12 protein-coding genes and 1 pseudogene (1 of these 13 running past the window's edge) are annotated in these 19,139 nt (G+C 64.2%); 3 read left to right on the top strand and 10 right to left on the bottom strand.

Annotation, left to right across the window (positions count from 1 at the left end):
• Window positions 1–75 precede the first annotated feature (75 nt).
• Both SA190iCDA_RS12270 and SA190iCDA_RS12265 read left to right on the top strand, forming a co-directional pair.
• Window positions 76–2,523: an acyl-CoA dehydrogenase gene (locus SA190iCDA_RS12270; RefSeq protein WP_070888239.1), complete on the top strand. Its 2,448-nt coding sequence runs from the start codon at window positions 76–78 to the stop codon at window positions 2,521–2,523.
• A gap of 76 nt (window positions 2,524–2,599) precedes the next feature.
• The gene (locus SA190iCDA_RS12265) at window positions 2,600–3,010 is read left to right on the top strand and encodes a PA2817 family protein (protein ID WP_070888240.1); all 411 of its coding nucleotides are present in this window, start codon (window positions 2,600–2,602) and stop codon (window positions 3,008–3,010) included.
• 38 nt (window positions 3,011–3,048) lie between these two features.
• On the opposite strand, the pseudogene SA190iCDA_RS12260 reads toward SA190iCDA_RS12265, so the two are convergent.
• Window positions 3,049–3,216, bottom strand: a pseudogene (locus tag SA190iCDA_RS12260) (diaminobutyrate--2-oxoglutarate transaminase); the annotation flags it as partial.
• A 137-nt stretch (window positions 3,217–3,353) separates the two neighbouring features.
• On the opposite strand from SA190iCDA_RS12260, the gene SA190iCDA_RS12255 reads away from it, so the two are divergent.
• On the top strand, window positions 3,354–4,121 hold the full coding sequence (locus tag SA190iCDA_RS12255) for an ATP-binding cassette domain-containing protein (RefSeq protein ID WP_070888242.1): 768 nt from the start codon (window positions 3,354–3,356) through the stop codon (window positions 4,119–4,121).
• 320 nt (window positions 4,122–4,441) lie between these two features.
• On the opposite strand, the gene fhuF is transcribed toward SA190iCDA_RS12255, so the two are convergent.
• From fhuF to SA190iCDA_RS12210, 9 genes are all read right to left on the bottom strand, one after another.
• The gene (fhuF, locus tag SA190iCDA_RS12250; protein ID WP_070888243.1) at window positions 4,442–5,182 is read right to left on the bottom strand and encodes a siderophore-iron reductase FhuF; all 741 of its coding nucleotides are present in this window, start codon (window positions 5,180–5,182) and stop codon (window positions 4,442–4,444) included.
• A 21-nt stretch (window positions 5,183–5,203) separates the two neighbouring features.
• A complete protein-coding gene (locus SA190iCDA_RS12245) occupies window positions 5,204–6,190 on the bottom strand; it encodes a GNAT family N-acetyltransferase (protein ID WP_070888244.1) in 987 nt (328 codons plus the stop codon).
• On the bottom strand, window positions 6,187–7,173 hold the full coding sequence (locus tag SA190iCDA_RS12240; RefSeq protein WP_070888250.1) for a TauD/TfdA family dioxygenase: 987 nt from the start codon (window positions 7,171–7,173) through the stop codon (window positions 6,187–6,189). Before SA190iCDA_RS12240 ends, SA190iCDA_RS12245 begins: the two co-directional genes overlap by 4 nt.
• 25 nt (window positions 7,174–7,198) lie before the next feature.
• Complete coding sequence (locus SA190iCDA_RS12235; RefSeq protein ID WP_070888245.1) at window positions 7,199–7,399, bottom strand: MbtH family protein; 201 nt, start codon at window positions 7,397–7,399, stop codon at window positions 7,199–7,201.
• Between the two features lie 87 nt (window positions 7,400–7,486).
• Window positions 7,487–8,401 carry an iron-siderophore ABC transporter substrate-binding protein gene (locus tag SA190iCDA_RS12230; RefSeq protein WP_139159577.1) on the bottom strand — a complete coding sequence of 305 codons (915 nt, stop codon included), beginning with the start codon at window positions 8,399–8,401 and terminating at the stop codon, window positions 7,487–7,489.
• Between the two features lie 10 nt (window positions 8,402–8,411).
• Window positions 8,412–10,448 carry a Fe(3+)-hydroxamate ABC transporter permease FhuB gene (gene fhuB, locus SA190iCDA_RS12225; RefSeq protein WP_070888246.1) on the bottom strand — a complete coding sequence of 679 codons (2,037 nt, stop codon included), beginning with the start codon at window positions 10,446–10,448 and terminating at the stop codon, window positions 8,412–8,414.
• A gap of 70 nt (window positions 10,449–10,518) precedes the next feature.
• Window positions 10,519–12,708, bottom strand: coding sequence for a TonB-dependent siderophore receptor (locus tag SA190iCDA_RS12220; RefSeq protein ID WP_083329924.1), 2,190 nt, complete (start codon window positions 12,706–12,708; stop codon window positions 10,519–10,521).
• Window positions 12,709–12,986: 278 nt separating this feature from the next.
• Window positions 12,987–14,408 (bottom strand): aspartate aminotransferase family protein, encoded by a 1,422-nt coding sequence (locus SA190iCDA_RS12215; protein ID WP_070888247.1) that lies wholly within the window; start codon window positions 14,406–14,408, stop codon window positions 12,987–12,989.
• Window positions 14,398–19,139, bottom strand: the 3' portion of a protein-coding gene (locus SA190iCDA_RS12210) for a non-ribosomal peptide synthase/polyketide synthase (RefSeq protein ID WP_236100849.1). Its footprint extends 11,257 nt past the window's final position; the window shows 4,742 of its 15,999 coding nt (coding positions 11,258–15,999); its start codon lies off the right edge, out of view — the gene reads right to left on this strand; the stop codon is at window positions 14,398–14,400. The genes SA190iCDA_RS12215 and SA190iCDA_RS12210 overlap by 11 nt, the downstream gene beginning before the upstream one ends.

Raw genomic sequence — 19,139 nt, 5'->3', positions numbered from 1 at the left:
GGCAGCTTTCACCCGGGCCGACTACGATTATGGCGGCACACGCCGTTCTGCTGTCGCCATCACGGAGGATTCTGCATGCTCGCTGTCTGGTTGCTCGTTCTGGTCATCGGTACGGCCTATCTGGCCCACCGCCGCACGGCTCCCCTACCCGCCCTGGCGATAGTCGCCGCCTACCTGCTGATCATGGGCGCCTACAACCATGCGCCGGGCTGGCTGCTGGTGATCTTCTGGCTGCTGTGGCTAGCGGTCGCCATTCCGCTCGCATTGCCGGAACTGCGCCGCAAGCACTTCACCGCGCCGTTGTTCGCCTGGTTCCAGAAGGTGCTGCCGCCGATGTCCAGCACCGAGAAGGACGCCATCGAAGCCGGTACCGTCTGGTGGGACGGCGAGCTGTTCAGTGGGCGCCCGGACTGGGACAAGCTGCTGGCCTACCCGAAAGCCACCCTCACCGCCGAGGAACAGGCCTTTATCGATGGCCCCACCGAAGAGCTGTGCGCCATGGTCAGCGAATGGCAGATCGGCCAGCGCATGGACCTGCCGCCCGAGGCCTGGGCGCACATCAAGCAGCACGGCTTCTTCGCCCTGATCATTCCCAAGGAATACGGCGGCAAGGGCTTTTCCGCCTATGCCCACTCCCAGGTGGCGATGAAGCTGGCCACCCGCAGTGGCGACCTGGCCTCCACGGTGATGGTGCCCAACTCACTCGGCCCGGCCGAACTGCTGCTGCACTACGGCACCGAACAGCAGCGCAACCATTACCTGCCGCGCCTGGCTAGAGGCGAGGACATCCCCTGCTTCGCCCTGACCGGCCCGCTGGCCGGCTCCGATGCCGGCGCCATGCCCGACAGCGGCGTCGTCTGCAAAGGCCAGTGGAACGGCGAGGAAGTCGTCGGCCTGCGCCTGAACTGGGAAAAGCGCTACATCACCCTCGGCCCGGTGGCGACCCTGCTGGGCGTGGCCTTCAAGGCCTATGACCCCGATCACCTGCTCGGCGACAAGGACGAACTGGGCATCAGCCTGGCGCTGATCCCCACCGATACACCCGGCGTGGACATCGGCCGTCGCCATATACCGCTGGGCGCTGCCTTCATGAACGGGCCCAACTCCGGCAAGGACGTGTTCATCCCGCTGGACTACCTGATCGGCGGCCCCGAGTACCTGGGCAAGGGCTGGATGATGCTGATGAACTGCCTGTCGGTGGGCCGTTCGATTTCCCTGCCGGCGGTGGGCACCGGCGCCGCCAAGTTCACCAGCCTGGTCACCGGCCAGTACAGCCAGGTGCGTGAGCAGTTCAACGTGCCGCTGTCGGCCTTCGAGGGCATTCAGGAGGCCCTGGCGCGCATCGGCGGCAACGCCTGGCTGATGGACAGCGCACGCATCCTCACCGCCAACGCGGTGGACCTGGGCGAGAAGCCCTCGGTGCTGTCGGCGATCCTCAAGTACCACCTCACCGAGCGCGGTCGCGAGTGCATCACCCACGCCATGGACGTGCACGGCGGCAAGGGCATCATCATGGGCCCGAGCAACTACCTGGGCCGCTCCTGGCAAGGCGCGCCGATCTTCATCACCGTCGAGGGCGCCAATATCCTCTCGCGCAACCTGATGATCTTCGGCCAGGGCGCCATTCGCTGCCATCCCTACGTGCTCAAGGAAATGGCCCTGGCCGGTCGTGAAGACCGCGACCAGGCGCTGCTGGAGTTCGACGACCTGCTGATGCAGCACATCGGCTTCGCCGTCAGCAACGCCGCCAGCACGCTGGTCCTGAGTCTCAGCCTGGGCCTGCTCGGCAAGGTACCGGGGGATCGCATCAGCCGCCCCTACTTCCGCGCCCTCAATCGCCTGAGCGCTGCCTTCGCCATGCTCGCCGACCTCAGCATGATGCTGCTGGGCGGCGAACTGAAGCGTCGCGAGCGCCTGTCGGCACGTCTCGGTGACGTACTCAGCCACCTGTACCTGGCCTCGGCGGCGCTCAAGCGCTACCACGACCAGGATTATCCGGAGCACGTTCGCCCGCTGCTGCACTGGGCGCTGGAAGAAAGCCTGGGCAAGGCCGAAACCGCCATCGACGAGCTGCTCAGCAACTTCCCCAACCGCCTGCTCGGCAGTGCCCTGCGCGTGCTGGTGTTCCCCTTCGGCCGCCGTCACCAGGGCCCGGACGATCACCTCGACGCCCAGGTCGCCGCAATCATCGGCCGCAATGCCGGCGACCCGGCACTGGAAGCTGTACTCGAAGGTTGCTTCCGGCCCACCTCGACCGAGGATCCGGTCGGCGCCCTGCAACATGCCCTCAACCTGCTGCAGGAAGCCGCGCCTTTGCAGAAGAAGCTGTACAAGTCCGTCAAGGCCGGTCAGGTCAAGGAAACACCTGGGCAGAACGAGATCGAAACGGCGGTTACCGCCGGCGTACTCAGCGCCGAGGAAGGCCAGCAGCTGCAGCGCGCCGAGCAGGCCCGCCGCGTGGTGATCGATGTCGATGACTTCGGCAAAGAAGAGCTGCTGCCCAGCGAGGGCAAGGTGAGGTAGTCGAACTGCAGAGACGACAGCGGGCGCCGTGGACTTTATACTCCGGCGCCCGTTTCACTTTCAGGATCACCCGGACATGGCCAATCCCCACCTCGACCACCACATCGTCCTGCTCAATCACCTGCGCACCATCCTGGTCGCCCTGGGTGAAGCCGAGCAGATTCTCGATGCCAGCCATGCCAATTTCCTCGAGCGCTACGACGAGCTGCTCGCCGAGCTGCCCGTGGACATGGAGCGCAGCCTGTACCTGGGCCAGGAGCTGATCAGTCAGATCTTCCAGCGCTACCCGCAGATCGCCCACCTGGTGCCGCGCGACCTGCTGTGGTTCTTCGGCGGTGACTGCCTGCACTTCATGCCGGACGAAGAGATCGAGCTGTACCAGCAGCTCGACGAGCGCCGCTTCCATGCCGAGGAAAACGACGAGCCGTTCGACTGGAACCAGGAAAAGCAGCTGCTGGCCATGCCGGCACCCGGCAGCCGCCATTAAGTCGGCCAGCGCGGCGCCTGGGCCTCCCGGTATACCCGTCAGTTGTCGCGGCTGGCATTCTCTACGCTCTGCGCCGCCTGGTAGAGAATCTGCCCGACCAGATCGACCTCCGCCTCGCTGATGATCAGCGGCGGCAGGAACCTGACGGTTGCACCGTGCCGGCCACCCAGCTCGACGATCAGGCCACGCTCCAGGCAGGCGCGCGCCCGTGCGATAGCGATGGATCGAGCACGGGAATCATGCCGCCCTCGCGACTGCATGCCCAATACAGAAGCAGATTTGATAACGATTAGCGTTTGAACTAGATTGGCGCCCTCTTCTAGATTCAACCGGCGGAGAGCCCATGTTTGAATTGGAAAGCGCCAGCTTCAGCGTTGCTGGGCGTACTCTGCTGCACCCCCTTAGCCTGAGCCTTCCCTCCGGCCGCATGATCGGCCTGATTGGCCATAACGGTTCGGGCAAGTCGACCCTGATCAAATTGCTCGCTCGCCAGCAGCAACCCAGCATGGGGATCATTCGTCTCGATGGCCAGCCATTGTCGGCCTGGGGGCAACGCGATTTCGCCAGGCAAGTTGCCTACCTGCCGCAACATTCGCCTCAGACCGAGGGCCTCACAGTAAGTGAGCTGGTGGGCTTCGGTCGCTACCCCTGGCACGGCGCCCTTGGTCGCCTGGGCAGCGAGGACCGGGCGCATATCGAGCGTGCCATGGAGCTGACCCATACCGCTGCTTTCGCCGGGCGCCTGGTCGATCAACTGTCGGGAGGCGAGCGCCAGCGTGTCTGGCTGGCCATGTTGCTAGCACAGAACACCCGCTATCTGTTGCTTGACGAACCCACTTCGGCGCTGGACATCGCTCACCAGGTGGAAGTCCTCTCGCGCGTCAGAGAACTTAGCCAGGAGCTGGGCCTGGGTGTGCTGGTGGTGCTGCACGACATCAACATGGCCGCACGCTATTGCGACCACCTGCTGGCCTTGCGCAGTGGCCGCCTGCTAGCCCAGGGCAGCCCGGCCGAACTGATGCACAGCGAAACGCTAGAGCGCATCTATGGTGTGCCCATGGGCGTAATGGCCAACCCGATGGACGGTTCACCGATCAGCTATCTGCACTAGGGTCTGTTGACGTTTCAGCGCGAGCCGCGTTGCCGCGAGAAATCTCGCCAGGCTAGGCGGAGGACGCAGGGAATGGTTGTTCCCTTGCCAAGTCCTCCAACAACGCATGGCGAGATTTCTCGCGCAACCCGCAGGGCCGGGCCCGTTTTGTCGCGATGCGGCGTTTCTCGCCGGCTCATTTAGCCCACTAAACTTCGCGGCTCGTGCCTTGCCTCGCGACAAACCGGGCTCCGGCGCGGCCGTGCGTGAAACGTCAACAGACCCTAGGCAAACTGCCCAAGCCCCGCCAACGCGTCAAATCACGGCCTGCAACTGCAGACTCAATCCAAGCTATCGCCAGCAACGGGGGGCTCGTCCAGCAAGGGGCAGTTCTCGCATAGCTCGAGCTCGGGCAGCAGATAGCGAATGCAGCACACCCGCCGTTGCCGCCAGGGCAATGCAGCGCCCTGCAGCTCGACATAACGCACCGGCTGATACAACGGGTTGCGGCCGCCATCAGGCTGCAGTGTCGCCTGCAGAAGGCTGAAACCATCGGCCAGCATTGGTGCCGGCAGCACCTTGCCAAGCGCGGTCAGGATCCACTCGAAATAATTGCCAGCGTTGCTCCACAACACTTTCGGAGCGATCTTCACCTGCGCGGTGAATGCCTGGATCAGGGGTGCCAAGTGATCGTGCTGGAGATGAGCGAAACGCTCGAACGGATCGTCAGGGGCGAAAGACCCGCCCGCGTGGCGCAGTTTGAACGCTTGTGGCAGGTGCTCCTCATCGAGCACCACCTCAATGTCATCAAGATCTAGCGGCAGGCGCCGATTCAGCACCAGTGCGGCAGCCACCACCGGCGGGATCAGGCGTACGAAATAATGCTTCGACCACTGCGAAAGCAGCGCGCGGCGGTCACCGTCTGCGTACGCCTCACCGAAGCGCGCCAACAGCGCCGGCAGGCCCTCGGCGCTGAGCAGTTCGCGCAACGGCACCGAGGGCCTTGGGTCATCGTGCAACACCAGGGTGTCCCGATACGAGGAGAAATCGCCGATGAACAGCGGCGCCAGTGCCTCAATCATCCTGAGCGATTCCGGGTGCGCTCAACACAATACCCCGCTATCGAAAAAACGCTCGCGCCCAATCGCCATCAGCGCGGCGCGCTTGTGAGGAAAATCGAATTCCTTTTCCCGGTAGTAACCCAGCGTTTGCATGTAGCCAATCATCTTCGCGTTGTCGGCACGTGGCTCGGCTACCACCAGGTTTGTACGCGGATCGTCGAGAAAGGCGTAATGGGTCAGCGCCGCCAGCCAGCTAGCCACCTTGTGCGGCCCGCGATGTGCCTGCTCACCCACCAGCATGTGAATGCCACGATCATGGTTGTCCACAGAATAGAAAGGCGCGATGCGATCTTCCTTGGCCCAGTAGAGCTCGAAGTAGGCGAAGGGCTGGTCGTCGAAGCAGCCTATCAGGCTATACACATGCGGATCGGCAGCGATGGTCTCGAGATAGCTACGGTGCTGTGCCAGATCTCCGCCTTCCTGCCAGAAATGCAGGACCCGCGGCGTGTTCTGCCAGCGATTGAAGCGCTCCAGGTCCTGCTCCATGTCCAGCGTACGCAGGGATATCCAGGCGCCCAACCGCGCATCGAAGCGCCGGTACACCTCGCCCTGGGGCTTGACCCGGCGCCGCGGATGACGCTTGCCGTCACTCATCACCATTTGCTGCGGATAAGGCGGCGACGCCTGGCGCAGCCAGGGCTGCGGCAACTGCCAGAACACGCTGCGCTCGACCAGCGTGCTTTGCGTGCCGGCGTCTTTACGCAACCAGTCGCCACAGGGTTGCACAGCCTGCTGATCCAGCCCCTGCCACAGTAGACCTGGCGCCTGCGGATGAGCGGCGAACCACCAATAGCTGGCGCACCACAGGGCATCGGCCAGATCGGCCGTAGCCACTTCCAGCACCTGCACGATGTTGGCCTCGCTGGTACGCAGTTGCATCAGCGGTCGGCCGTCGCATCTCAGCCAGATCGTCGATTCGCGCGACTCGCCTTGCAGCACGCGCCCGTCAGGCAGTGGTAACACGTTCATTGGAAGCCCTCTTGGCCATAGGCCTCGGCCATCGCCACCACCACCTTGCGCGGCCCGTTGAAGGGATCGCGTGCGTGGGCCGTGAGCATGTTGTCGAGCATCAGGATATCGCCGTCGCGCCAAGGGAAACGGATGGTGCAGGCGTCCAGCACGCCACGCACCTCGTCCAGCAGACTTGCCTCGATGGGCGTCCCGTCCCCAAAATACACGTTGCGCGGCAGCCCCTCGAGGCCGACCGCGTCGATCAATACCTCCTGGGTATCGATATCCAGGGCCGACAGGTGAAACAGGTGCGCCTGGTTGAACCAGACCCAGTCACGGGTACGCGGATGCTGGGCGACGCCTTGGCACAGCTGGCGCGTGCGCAGCTCATCATCGCCGATCCACTCGAGATCAATGCGACGGGCGCTGCAGTAACGCTCGACTACCTGTCGATCTTCGGTATTGAAGACCTGCTGCCAGGGCAGATCCAGCCCATTGCCGTAATTGCGCACATAAAGCAGGCCGCGTTCGGCGAAACGTTGGCGGATGGCTGGGTCGATACGCCGGAACACTTCACGGCTGTCGGCGATCGGCGTCTCGCCCCCCTGTTCGGCCGCCTGGGCGCAATAGAACCAGATGCGCAACGGCCATTCGGTGGTGTAAGCCTGCTCGTTATGCAGCGGAATCGGTCGATGGGCAGGAAACTCGGTGGAGGTATACACCCCACCCGAACTTACCCGACTACGCGGCGTGGAGCCAAACTCGTAGCTCAGCAGCGGATGGCCGAATGCGCCGGCAAACTGCTGAAAGCCCGCCACATCGGCATTGGCGAAGCCACTGAACAGCAGACCGCCGCTCACTTCGAGATGCTCGGCCACCAGCTGCTGCAGGGCCGGCATATGCTCGCGCAAGCTCTGCCCGGCCTGCAGCGGGCTGACGCGCATCGGCAGGCCGGCTTCGATGCTCAGGGCGACATGCGTCAGATCGGTCACTTGATTCATCATCGCGGTCCCCGCAGGTCGCTGTTCACGCCATGGCCTGGCGCAGGCTCAGCGGGCGCATGTCGGTCCACACCTCTTCGATATGAGCCAGACAGGCCGCCTTGTCGCCAGACACGCCCACCGCGGACCAGCCTTCGGGAATGATCTTGTACTCGGGCCAGATGGAATACTGCTGCTCATGATTGATCACGACCAGAAAGCGCGCGTTGTCGTTGTCGAAGCTCATGCTATGACCTCTGTGAAAGTGGCTTGCCCTGGCCAATACCGATGGTCGCCAGGGTCCTCTTAAAGGACGAATGGCCAAAGACAAAATTCAACGATTCATTGCCTTGATCGCCTCGCGCACCTGGGTCGCGATGGCGGCCGTCGAGCGCGGGCCACCAAAGGTCCAGTACGGCGTGGGAAGAAAGGCGTAACGCCGCTGCTGGGCGACTGGCAGGGCCTTCCACAGGGGGCTTGCGAAGAACGGCGCCTGCTCCTGCCCACCGATGAACAGCACGCGCAGCCCCGGCTCGCTGGCAAAGGTGCGCATATCGATGCGCCGATGCAAACTGTGTGCGGAACGCAGGGTCCAGGGCGAGCGTACCTCCAGGCGGTTCATCAGGCTGCCAATCAGTGCCTGCTGGTTGAGGGCAATGAAACTGCCCTGCTGCACCAGCGGATAGAGCACGGCCACCGGCTCGCCCTGCAGGTCTCGCTCGCGAACGGCCTGACGCGCGGCAGCCAGCGCCTGCCGGCCCTCGCGGATCACTGCAGCAGCACGCTCTTGGCGTCCGGTCAGGCGCCCGAGATGCTCCAGCATGACCTCGCCAATGGCCACGCCGTCATAGCCAGCCGATGCCAGCGACACCTGATAGATCAGGGTCGGCGCCAGGCCGTCGAGACGCTCGAACAACGGCAGGTGCAGGTAGGCCACGCCGACGATCAGATCCGGCTTGAGCCGGGCGATGGCCTCCAGATTGGGCTGCTGCGCGCTGCCCAGCGCCATGCTGCGCTCGAGCAGGTCGTTGCCGATACCGATATAGCGGCGGTAGCTGGCCAGGTTGGCCACCCCAACCGGCTCGATCCCCAGCGACACCAGCAGCTCGGTGCTCAGCTCATCGAGGCTGACGATCCGCTGCGGCGCATCTCCAACGCCGGCCGACTGCCGGGCCACCAGTTGCGCATCGGCCGCCAAGGCGCCCTGCGCCAGACAGAGCAGCAACGCCCCACAGAAAAGACGCAGCATCGCCACCGCGCTAGCTCCTTTTGTCACTGAAATAGACACGACTGAGCAACAGTAGAAACAACGGCGCACCGATGGCGGCCGTGGCGATCCCCAGCGGGATATCCAGTGGCGCCAGTAGCACGCGCCCGAGCAAATCGGCCGAGGCCAGCAGGGTCGCGCCCAGTAGTGGCGCCGCCAGCAGGCGTTGACGGGCACGATGAAAACCCAGCAGACGCACGCCATGGGGCACCAGCAAACCAATGAACGCCACTGGCCCAACCACCGCCACCGCCGCCGCAATCAATGCGCTGGCCAGCACGATAAGCAATACCCTGCGGCTCGGTACCGACAAACCGAGACTGCTGGCTACGCCCTCACCCAACTGCAGCAGGTCCATCCAGCGCGTGGTCGCCGCGCAAAGCGCCAACCCGATCACCAGCCATGGCAACATGGCCTGCAGATCGCCCCAGGTACGCCCGTAACTGCTGCCCACCATCCAGATCAGCGCCTGGGCGATATTGCTGGTGAACTGCGCCATCAGCAGGCTCACCAGGGCCAGCACCACACCGCTGATGGCAAAACCGGTGAGCGTCACGCGCAACGGCTCGAGGCCATGGCGCAGGTTGAGGCCGATGACGACCACCAGCGCCAGGCCGGCGCCCAGCCAGGCCAGCGGGAAGCGCCAGGCTACCGCGAGCTCGGGCATGAAGATCAGTGCCAGCAGGACCACCAGGGCCGCCATCTGGCTTACCCCGAGAATTTCCGGGCCGGCCAGCGGGTTGCGCGTGACCGCCTGCAACAACATGCCGGCGGTTGCCAGCAGTGCCCCGGCGGCCATATCCACCAGCAGGCGCGGCAAGCGCAGATCGAGCAGGGTCAAGGCCATGGGCTCACTGGCCCACACCCGCTGCCAGAATGCCCAGACGCCCGACTCGCCCTGCGCCGTGCCCCCTACCAGCAGCACCAGGCAGACCAGCACGGAGAGCACGACGAATGACCAAAGTGGCAGGCGCATGGCCCGGCTCTCGCCCGGCATGCTCGCCGTGACCGCCGCCACCGGCGCGCTGCGCCCGTAGCGCAGCAGCAAGAGAATCGCCGCCGAACCGAGAATGGCCGACAGCACCCCCAGCGGCAGCTGGAACCAGGGCTCCACCGCCGCTACCAGCGCATCGGCGAGTACCGTCAGCAGTGCCCCCCAGATCGCGCACAAGGGGATCAATCGGGAAGGCCGCACCACAGCGAAGGCAAAGCGCAGCAGATTCGGCGTGATCAACCCGATAAAGCCCAGCGGCCCGGCCAGATGAATGGCCAGCGCCGCCAGCAGGCTACCCAAAGCAATGCTCAGCCCTTTCAGCCAGGCCGGCGAAAGACCCAACGAGCGCATCTGCCCGTCGCCCAGCACGGCCAGGTTCATCGGGCGCATCAGCACCAGCAGCGCCAGGGCAATCAGCGGTAACAGATACAGCGCCGGATGCATCGCGCCCCAGCCCAACTGCTGCAGCGAACCGGTATTCCACAGCGATACCACCATCGCGGCCTGGTCGTTGAGGCTGAGAAACAACGCGATCAACGCGGCAAAGGTCTGCCCCACCGCCACGCCGGCCAGGGTCAGACGTAGTGGTGAAGTGTTCCAGCCGCCGGCCATGAGGAAGGTAAACAGCGCCGCCAGCAACCCGCCGACGAAGATCAACGGCAAACCCAAGGCGCCAGGCAGGAGCATGCCGAGGATAACGCCCAGTTGCGCCCCGGCGGTGATGCCCAGCAGATCCGGCGACACCAGCGGGTTGCGCGTGATCAACTGCATGATCGCCCCGGAAACGCCCAGACAGGCGCCAACCACGACCCCGGCAAAGGCGCGTGGCAGCTGGATCCACCACAGCAGCAGGCCGTCGAGCGACGGCGTTGAAGACAGCGGCGCCAACCAGGCCTCGGCTGTTGGCGAGGGGTGGCGCAACACGCCCTGCCACAGCAGCATGCCCAACAGCAGCGCGAGCCCCAGCAGCGCCAGGCCAGCGTGACCGAACCCGCGCATAGCAGCTGGTTGCCCTGGGCGACTCAAACTCGTCATCCGTTGTCCTTATATATGCAAAAAGGCGAAGGGTATCCCCCTCGCCTTGGTTTGCCCGCTCGGTTGCCGCTTACCAGCGCAGCGACACGCTACCGAGGAAGGTGCGTTCATCGCCCCAGTAGCAACGCCCGGCATTGTTGCAGCCTGCCACGTACTCCTGATCGAAGAGGTTCTTGGCGTTGAGGTCGACCGACCAGTTCTCGTCGATGTCGTAGCCGATGGCGGCATCGACCAGGGTCACGTCGCCGGTGTCCAGCTTGCCGTAAAGCGTTTGCGGAGTGTAGGCGAAGGTACTGTCGAAGTGGCGCACGCCGCCGCCCAAGCGCAGACCACGTAAGGCGCCATCAAGGAAGCGATAATTGGCCCAGATTGAGGCTTGATTACGTGGCACGCCAGTGATCTGTTTATCTTCAAGCAAGGACCCGGGAAAATCCTTGGTGATTCGCACGTCTGTATAGGTATACGCCGCCGTGACATTCAGGTTGGCGCTAATATCGCTATTGACTTCCAGCTCAATACCTTTGGAGCGACTTTCCCCAACTTGACGGGGAATACCACTCTCAAAGTAGATATCGTCCTCTTTGCGCAGATCGAACACCGCGGCGGTGAACATCGTATTCCAGCCTTTCGGCTCGTACTTCAGGCCCAATTCATATTGCTCGGCGGTAATCGGGTCGAGCGGGCCATCAGCGCTGGTAGTTTGCTGTACGGGAACGAACGCTGTGGAGTAACTGACATACGGGGACAGACCGTTCTCGAACTCGTACATCACACCGGCCTGCCAAGTGAACTTCTCATCCTTCGCGCTCATATCGGTGGTTGGTGCGAGCTTATTGCGGAAGTCACTATCAACCCAATCGTAACGTCCACCTAGAAGGAATATCCAATTTTCGTACTTGCTCTGGACCTGGCTATAGAGGCCTTGCATATCCTGAGTCAGCAGAGTGTTTTGTACCGCAACCGGGGTAGTCGGTTTGGCAGTCCAAACAGGATCGAAGATGTTGATAGGGCCAGGCACCCCCAAGCCAACCACACCTGCATCCCAATTTTGATTGAAGGAGGTACGGTCGAAACTGGCCCCAAACAATACCGTATTTTCCAAACCGCCTGCGCTGAACTTGCCTTCTAGCTGGTTATCCAGGGAGTAGGCAATCGACTTGTTATAGCGATCGTAGGCTGTCATGGCTAGGGTTGTGCCAAAACCACCACCGTTCAGGTTGCCTGGCCAGGTTTCATACCTTTGAATTTGCGACTGCATGTAGCGCGAGTTCTGGCGGAACTGCCAATCATCGTTGAAGCGGTGGGTAAATTCGTAGCCGGCAGTCCACGCTTCGCGGTCGAAATCGTTCCAGTCTGGATGTCCTAGGAACGTGTCCTTGTCAAGCTTGCCATTGGGGTTATTCAACAACGTACCGGCGGCCGGCAGACCCAGCTCGAGATTGGTGCGGTCCTTCTGGTAAGTGGCCAACAGGGTCAGGCTGTTGAAATCGTCGAAATCCAGGGTCAGCGACGGCGCGATGTAGATGCGGTCATCCTGCACATGGTTGGTCTGAGTGTCAGACTTGCGCCCCACCATGACCACGCGGCCCAGCACGCTGCCGCTGTCGGTGAGCGGGCCGGACACATCCACGTTCAACTGTCTACGGTTGTTGCTGCCGTAACTCAGCTGCACTTCGCCCTGCCGAGCGGCGGTTGGACGCTTGCTGACCAGGTTGACCAGGCCACCCGGCGCGTTCTCGCCATAGAGAATCGAGGTCGGCCCGCGGAACACTTCCACCCGCTCAAGGCCATAGGGCTCGCTGGTGGTGTCGTAGCGGTTGCCCTGGACGCGCAAACCATCGCGCAGCAGGCCGTAGCCGAAGTCGGTGGCGTTGAAGCCGCGGATGAAGAACAGGTCGCCAGCCAGGCCATCACCAGCGGCGAATGGCGGCGCAAAGATACCCGGCACGTAGCCCAGAACATCAGTGAGGCTCTGCGACTTCTGGTCCTCGATGCGCTTGCGCGTCACCACCGACACCGAACGCGGCGTCTCCGACAGCGGCGTGCTGGTTTTGCTGGCGGTCAGGCTTTTCTCGGCCTTGTAACCATAATCCGGGCCTTGCGGGCGCTCCAGTTCACCGGTGACCGTTTGTGCAGGCAATGTCACCTGATTGGCATCATCGCTCTCCTGCGCCTGAACCACGCCATGGCATGCAGCAGCGATCACCACAGCCAGGCATTTCAGTTGAAAACGTCCAGCACCTTGCTCTGCTTTCGACATCATCCTCTCCCCCGATACCGCCAGCCAATCCGCTGGCCCGTCAAGAAAACGCTGGCTAGCCTAACCAATATGAACGCAAAACTGAATAGTAACTTTTATCATTTAGCAGGCAATTTGAAATTACTCTGCCACTATCGCGGTAGATGGACCATGCACTGATCGATTTGATTGGCAATCTTGAAACAGCCGTCATTCCCGCCTCAGGCGGGAAGCCATTCCACACCAGCTGGGCACCTGCCTTCGCGAGAGCGACGGTGGATCGTTCTTGCAGAACGTTGTTATTGGTCGACCGCGGCGTCGAGGGCGCTGGCGAAGAGTTCCGCCACCTGATCCACCTGCGCCGCCGTGATGATCAGCGGCGGCAGCAAACGCAGAACACTGGAATGGCGCCCACCGACCTCCAGAATCAGGCCCCGACGCAGACACTGCTGCTGCACGGCCGAGGCCAGCGCGCGGTTGTGCGGAGCGTGGCCCATGGAATCTGCCTTGCCTCGTGGATCGACCATTTCCACCCCAAGCATCAATCCCTTGCCGCGCACTTCGCCGATCTGCGGGTAGCGCGCCTGCAAGGCCTGCAGATGAGCACAGAGGCGTTCGCCCATGGCGGCGGCGTGCTGATCCAGACGCTCCTCGCGGATCAGGCGCAAGGTGGCGGCGCCTGCCGCCATCGCCATCTGGTTGCCACGGAAGGTACCGGCGTGAGCGCCCGGCTGCCAGCGGTCGAGATCCTTGTGATAGACGACCACCGCCAGCGGCAGGCTGCCGCCGATGGCCTTGGACAGCACCAGCACGTCCGGCGTGATGCCGGCATGCTCGAAGGCGAACAGCTTACCGGTGCGACCGATGCCGCATTGCACCTCGTCGAGAATCAGCGGCACGCCGGCCTCACGAGTGATACGGCGAATACCGCGCAACCAGTCGGCGGACGGGGCGATCACCCCACCCTCGCCCTGCACTGTTTCCAGAATCATACCGGCAGCCGGCAATACGCCACTTTCCGGGTCGCACAACTGGTTCTCGATGTAATGCAGGCCGACCCGCTCGCCCTCGACACCGCCCAGGCCGAACGGGCAGCGATAGCCGTAGGGATACGGAAGCATCTGCACGCCACTGACCATGCCGTCCAGATACTGCTTGGGCCCCAGACTGCCCATCAGACTCAGAGCGCCCTGGGTCATGCCGTGGTAGGCGCCATGGAAAGCCAGCATCTGGCTGCGCCCGGTGGCCGTGCGCACCAGCTTCAAGGCCGCCTCCACCGCATCGGTGCCGGCTGGCCCACAGAATTGGATGCGCGCATCGCGGGCGAACTCGGCCGGCAGGCAGGCGAACAGTTCAGTAATGAAATCGTCCTTGGCTTCGGTCATCAGGTCCAGCGTGTGCAGCGGCCGCTTGCCATCGAGCAGACCGCGAATGGCCTGCAACACGACGGGATGGTTATGCCCCAGGGCCAGGGTGCCGGCACCGGCCAGGCAGTCGATGAACCAGCGGCCCTCGCTATCCTGCACATGGATACCCTCCGCGCGGCGCAGCTCCAGCGGGATGCGCCTGGGATAGCTGCGCGCGTTGGACTCCACCTCGCTCTGGTGCTGCAGCCTGGCCGTGCTGGCGAAGCGGTAGTCGGCGCCACGCAGCGTGGCCTCCGGGCCGAGATCGAGAGCGACAGGCATCGGCAGCGGATCGTAGTGCGGTTCAATTTGCATAATCGTGACTCTCCAGGCCCAGCGGCCGTGACGATTGATCGAGCGCAGCCAGTTGCCGGCTCAGGTGTTCGATAAAGGACGGATCGCAAACGATGCCCAGGTGGTCGGCCTGAACCCAGCTCGACAGCTGCAACTCGCGGCCCAGCGCCGCCTGCAGCAGCGCCTCGCCATTGCGGTTGTTCTCCGGCGAGTGCGCGGCCCACCAGGCCTGTACCGGGCTGCGTAGCGCCTGGATATGCCGGTGCTGCGCGGCCAGCGCGTGCATGTGCCGCTCCAGGGCGAGCAACTGTTGCCAGTCGTCATCGCCCGAGGCCGACGCCTCTGCCAGGGCGGCGCGTGGTGCACGGGCCAGACCGGCGCCGGGTACATAGCCGTCCACCAAGCCGACGAAGGCCACCGCCTTGCCCAGACGCTCCAGCAGCCGGGCCATGGCCAGCACCAGGGCGCCACCCATCGACCAGCCGAGCAGGTGGTAAGGACCCTGCGGCTGGGTTTCCAGCATCACCCTGACGTAATCACGGGCCATCTGTTCGAGGCTCTGATCACGCCAGGCCGGTTGCAGCAATTGCCGGTTCTGCAGGCCGAATACCTGCCAGTGCGGCGCCAGAGCACGGGCCAGCGGGTAGTAGCCGACCAGCGTGCCGCTCACCGGATGAACGCAGAACAGCGTGGGCCGTTCGGTATCCGCCTGGTTCAGGCGCAGCAAGGGGCTGGGCGCAGCAGCCGTCGTGACATGCGGGCTTGGAACAGACACGGCCGGCGTGTCGTCGATCAGGGCTTGCAGTGCATCGCCCACCGCCGCCAGCAACGCTTCGATGCGCTGCAGCCGATGGCGTTGCGCACTGAATCGACAACTGAGGCTCAGACGACCGGCGAACACCTGGCCGTTGATTTCCAGCTCCCGGGTCAACGCCGTGGTCGGATCGACCAGAGTGCCCGGCGACTCGCTGGCGGGAGCGAAGTGACCATCGCCGAGCTGCGCGTCGAATTGCCCCAGGTAGTTGAACGCCACATCGGGTTCGCCGAGTTCGGCCAGACAAAGGCGTTGTTCGGCATTACCCAGATGGCGCAGCAGACCATAGCCCAGGCCCTTGTTGGGCACGCTGCGCAGGCGCCGACGCACATCGGCCAAGGTCTGTGGCAGCGTCTCCTGCGCCTGCAGACGCAGCGGAAAGAGACTGGTGAACCAGCCCAGCGTACGGGCGATATCCTGCTCGGCATGCTCGTCGAGCCATTCGCGCCCATGACCTTCGAGGGCGATCAGGCTGTCATCAAGGCCGCCCCAGCGGCGCAATCCTTCGGCCAAGGCGGCAAGCAGCACCTCGTCCATACGCGCATCCTGCTGCTGCAGGGTTTCGCGCAGCAGACGCCGGGTCTGCGCTTCGCTCAGTTGCCAGGTACAGGTCTGCACCTGGGCATGGCTCGCCTCGCCGGCAGGGTCATCCACGGGCAAACGCTGGCCGGCACGCTGCGCCTGCCAGTAGTCCATCTCGCTGGCCAGCGGCGCTCCCTGCGCGTGGCGCCACAGATGTTCGGCCCAGGCCTGATAGCTGCCTGGCCGGTCACCGAGATCGACCGGCTGGCCAGCCACAGCCTGCTGGTAGGCGCGGGCCAGATCATCCAGCAGGATGCGCCAGGAAACGCCATCGATGATCAGGTGATGAGCCGCAAGCAACAGGCGCTGACTGCCATCCGGCATGTCCGCAAGCAGCGCCCGCAGCAGTGGGCCGTGCTGCAGATCCAGGCTGCGCTGGGCGGCCTCGCATTGCGCCTGCAGGGCTGCTTCCGAGTCGATGCGGCGCTGCCAGAACAGACGCTCGGCCTGCTCCTCGTCCCGGTAGAAGGCCTGCCAGTTGCCCGTTTCATCCTGACGGAAGGCCAGACGCAGCGCATCGTGATGCTCGAACAGCCCTTGCAGCGCACGCTGCAGAGGCGCGACCTGCAAAGGCCGGCGCACATCCAGCAGCAAGGCCTGGTTCCAGTGCGCACGGTTGGCCATGGGCAGCGAGAAGAAATGCGCCTGGATCGGCGTCAGCGGCAGCTCGCCACTGGCGCGCGGCACCATCACGCTCTGAGTGCTGACCGGTGTCAGCACCGCAGCCAGATCGGCCAGGCGCGGATGCTGGAATACCGCCTTGGGCGTCAGCTCCCAACCGGCCTTGCGCAGCCGTGTCACCAGGCTCAGGGACTGAATCGAATCACCGCCCAGGGCGAAGAACTGGGCATCGCGGCTGATCTGGCTAATACCGAGCAGCTCGCTCCATAGCTCGGCCAGCAGCCGCTCCTGCTCGGTGCGCGGCACCTGGTAAACCCCCGCCTCCACCTGCGGCTCCGGCAGGCTCTGCCGATCCAGCTTGCCGTTAGGCAGCAGCGGCAGGCGCTCCAGCGCCAGGATATGGCTCGGCACCATATGCGCCGGCAGGCGCTGCTTGAGCTGCGCTTTCAACTCGCTTTCGCTCAAACCCTGGCCGCTGACGTAGCCCACCAGACGCTTGCCCGCCGCGCTGTCCTTGACCACCACCAGTGCTTCGCCCACGCCGGCGCAGGCTTTCAGCGCCGCCTCGATTTCGCCGATCTCGATGCGAAAACCGCGCAGCTTGATCTGCTGATCCAGCCGGCCCAGGTATTCCAGCTGGCCGTCAGCGCCCAGGCGCACGCGGTCGCCGGTGCGGTACAGACGCTCACCGGGGCGGTACGGATTGGGCACGAAGCGCTCGGCGGTAGCGCCCGGTCGATCCAGGTAACCCCGCGCCAGCAGCCCGCCCAGGTACAGCTCGCCGGCCACACCGACCGGCAACAGGTTGAGGTCGGCATCCAGGACATAGCCCTGACGCGCCCCGACCCGGTCGCCAATCGGCGCATAAGCGGTAGTGAAGTCAGCCGTGGCCGCCGGCACTCGCCACAGGGTCGGGGTGACCACGGTTTCGGTCGGCCCGTAGCCGTTGATGACCCACTGCGGCTGCAGGCTGCGGATCACCTGCTGCAGCAACTCGCGGCTGAAGGCTTCACCGGCGAAGCAGTAGGTTTTCACCCCAGGGGCTCGACCGCATTGCTCGGCCCATTCGGCCAACTGGCGCAGGTAGCTTGGTGGCAAGGCCACCACGCTGATGCCCTCGGCAAGCATGCAGTCGTAAGTCTGCTGCACGCTCCACAACTGCTGGTCGCGGATCACCACCCGCGCGCCATGGCTCAGTGGTGTGAGCCAACGCTCATGGGCACCATCGAAACTGACCGAGAGGAAATGCAGTTCGCGATCCTCGGCCGTGAGTTCGTAGCGCTCGCCAATGGCCTGGCAATGCAGGGCGATCGCACCATGGGCCACCGCAACGCCCTTGGGCTTGCCGGTGGAGCCGGAGGTGTAGATCAGATAGGCCAGTTGCTCGGGGTGGATATCCACCTCAGGCGCTTCTGACGATTCGCCGCTTAGCTCCAGCTGGTCAAGGTCGAGCACCTCGATACCGGTCACTTCGGGCAGGCGTGGCAGGGCCGCCTGGTGGCTCAGCAGCAGCTTCACCCCGGCATCTTCGAGCATGTAACGCAAACGCTCGCCGGGATAGTCCGGGTCCAGCGGCACGTAGGCGCCGCCGGCCTTGAGCACCGCCAGCAGGGCGACGAACAGTTCGATGCCGCGCTCCAGCGCCACGCCGACGCGCACCTCGGCACCAACGCCATGGGCGATCAGTTGATGGGCCAGACGATTGGCGCGGACTTCCAGCTCGGCGAAGCTCAGGCGCCGCTGGCCATGCACCAGGGCAATGGCCGTCGGGCGCAGGCGCGCCTGCTCGGCGATACGCTCCGGCAAGAGCTGAATGGTGCTCGGAAGCGTCGCTGGATAGTTCCAGGCTTCGACTTCGGCCACTTCGGCGGCGTCCAGCAAGGGCAGATCAGCCAGCGATATCTGAGGCATGCGGCATGCGCCATCGAGCAGACGCAGGAACTGGCTGGCCAGGCGCTCGACACTGGAGGCATCGAACAGATCGGTGGCGTAATCCAGGTAGGCCTCTAAGCGGCCATCGGCCTGTTCAAGGGTGCCCAGCACCAGATCGAAGTGAGCGCTCCGCCCCTGGCAGTCGAGGTTTTCGCACTGCAGGCCGGGCAGCGCCTGCAGGGCGCTCTGGTCCTGGCGTTGATGATTGTACGCCACCTGGAACAGCGGGTTGTGGCTAAGGCTGCGCTCCGGCTGCAGAGCATCGACCAGTTGCTCGAAGGGCACATCCTGATGGGCCTGGGCGCCGATCACCCGCGCCTTGACCTGCCGCAGCAGGTCGAGGAACGAGTGCTGCCCGTCCACTTCGCTGCGAATCACCAGGGTGTTGACGAACAGGCCGATCAGCCCCTCGCTCTCGCTCTGGGTACGCCCGGCCACCGGCACGCCAATGCGCAGGTCGCGCTGGCCGGTCAGGCGATATAGCAGGCTCTGATAGACCGCCAGGATCAGCATGAACGGGGTCACTTCGTGCAGTTGCGCCTGCTCGCGCAGTCGCTCGGCCAGGCTGGCCGGCAAGCTGAAGGCATGCCGTGCACCCTGCCCCAGACGCACGGCCGGACGTGGTCGATCCCCCGGCAGCTCCAGCAGCGGTTGTTCATTGCCGAGCTGCTCACGCCACCACTGCACCTGCTCGGCCAGGCGACTGCCTGCAAGGTGATCACGCTGCCACAGGGCATAGTCGGCGTACTGGATCGGCAGTGCCACCAGTTCCACCGGCTGCCCTTCGGCATGCCCCCGATAGA

Origin of the sequence: Pseudomonas argentinensis (assembly GCF_001839655.2) — a bacterium.
Taxonomy (GTDB): domain Bacteria; phylum Pseudomonadota; class Gammaproteobacteria; order Pseudomonadales; family Pseudomonadaceae; genus Aquipseudomonas; species Aquipseudomonas argentinensis_B.
This window is presented reverse-complemented; position numbering and strand designations above follow the sequence as displayed.

Bases quoted from the DNA above. Each gene is read 5' to 3' on its own strand.
- SA190iCDA_RS12270 (WP_070888239.1), top strand. From the start codon at position 76: ATGCTCGCTGTCTGGTTGCTCGTTCTGGTCATCGGTACGGCCTATCTG.
- SA190iCDA_RS12220 (WP_083329924.1), bottom strand. From the start codon at position 12,708: ATGTCGAAAGCAGAGCAAGGTGCTGGACGTTTTCAACTGAAATGCCTG.
- SA190iCDA_RS12265 (WP_070888240.1), top strand. From the start codon at position 2,600: ATGGCCAATCCCCACCTCGACCACCACATCGTCCTGCTCAATCACCTG.
- SA190iCDA_RS12255 (WP_070888242.1), top strand. From the start codon at position 3,354: ATGTTTGAATTGGAAAGCGCCAGCTTCAGCGTTGCTGGGCGTACTCTG.
- SA190iCDA_RS12235 (WP_070888245.1), bottom strand. From the start codon at position 7,399: ATGAGCTTCGACAACGACAACGCGCGCTTTCTGGTCGTGATCAATCAT.
- fhuB (WP_070888246.1), bottom strand. From the start codon at position 10,448: ATGACGAGTTTGAGTCGCCCAGGGCAACCAGCTGCTATGCGCGGGTTC.
- SA190iCDA_RS12240 (WP_070888250.1), bottom strand. From the start codon at position 7,173: ATGAATCAAGTGACCGATCTGACGCATGTCGCCCTGAGCATCGAAGCC.
- SA190iCDA_RS12215 (WP_070888247.1), bottom strand. From the start codon at position 14,408: ATGCAAATTGAACCGCACTACGATCCGCTGCCGATGCCTGTCGCTCTC.
- SA190iCDA_RS12230 (WP_139159577.1), bottom strand. From the start codon at position 8,401: ATGCTGCGTCTTTTCTGTGGGGCGTTGCTGCTCTGTCTGGCGCAGGGC.
- SA190iCDA_RS12245 (WP_070888244.1), bottom strand. From the start codon at position 6,190: ATGAACGTGTTACCACTGCCTGACGGGCGCGTGCTGCAAGGCGAGTCG.
- fhuF (WP_070888243.1), bottom strand. From the start codon at position 5,182: ATGATTGAGGCACTGGCGCCGCTGTTCATCGGCGATTTCTCCTCGTAT.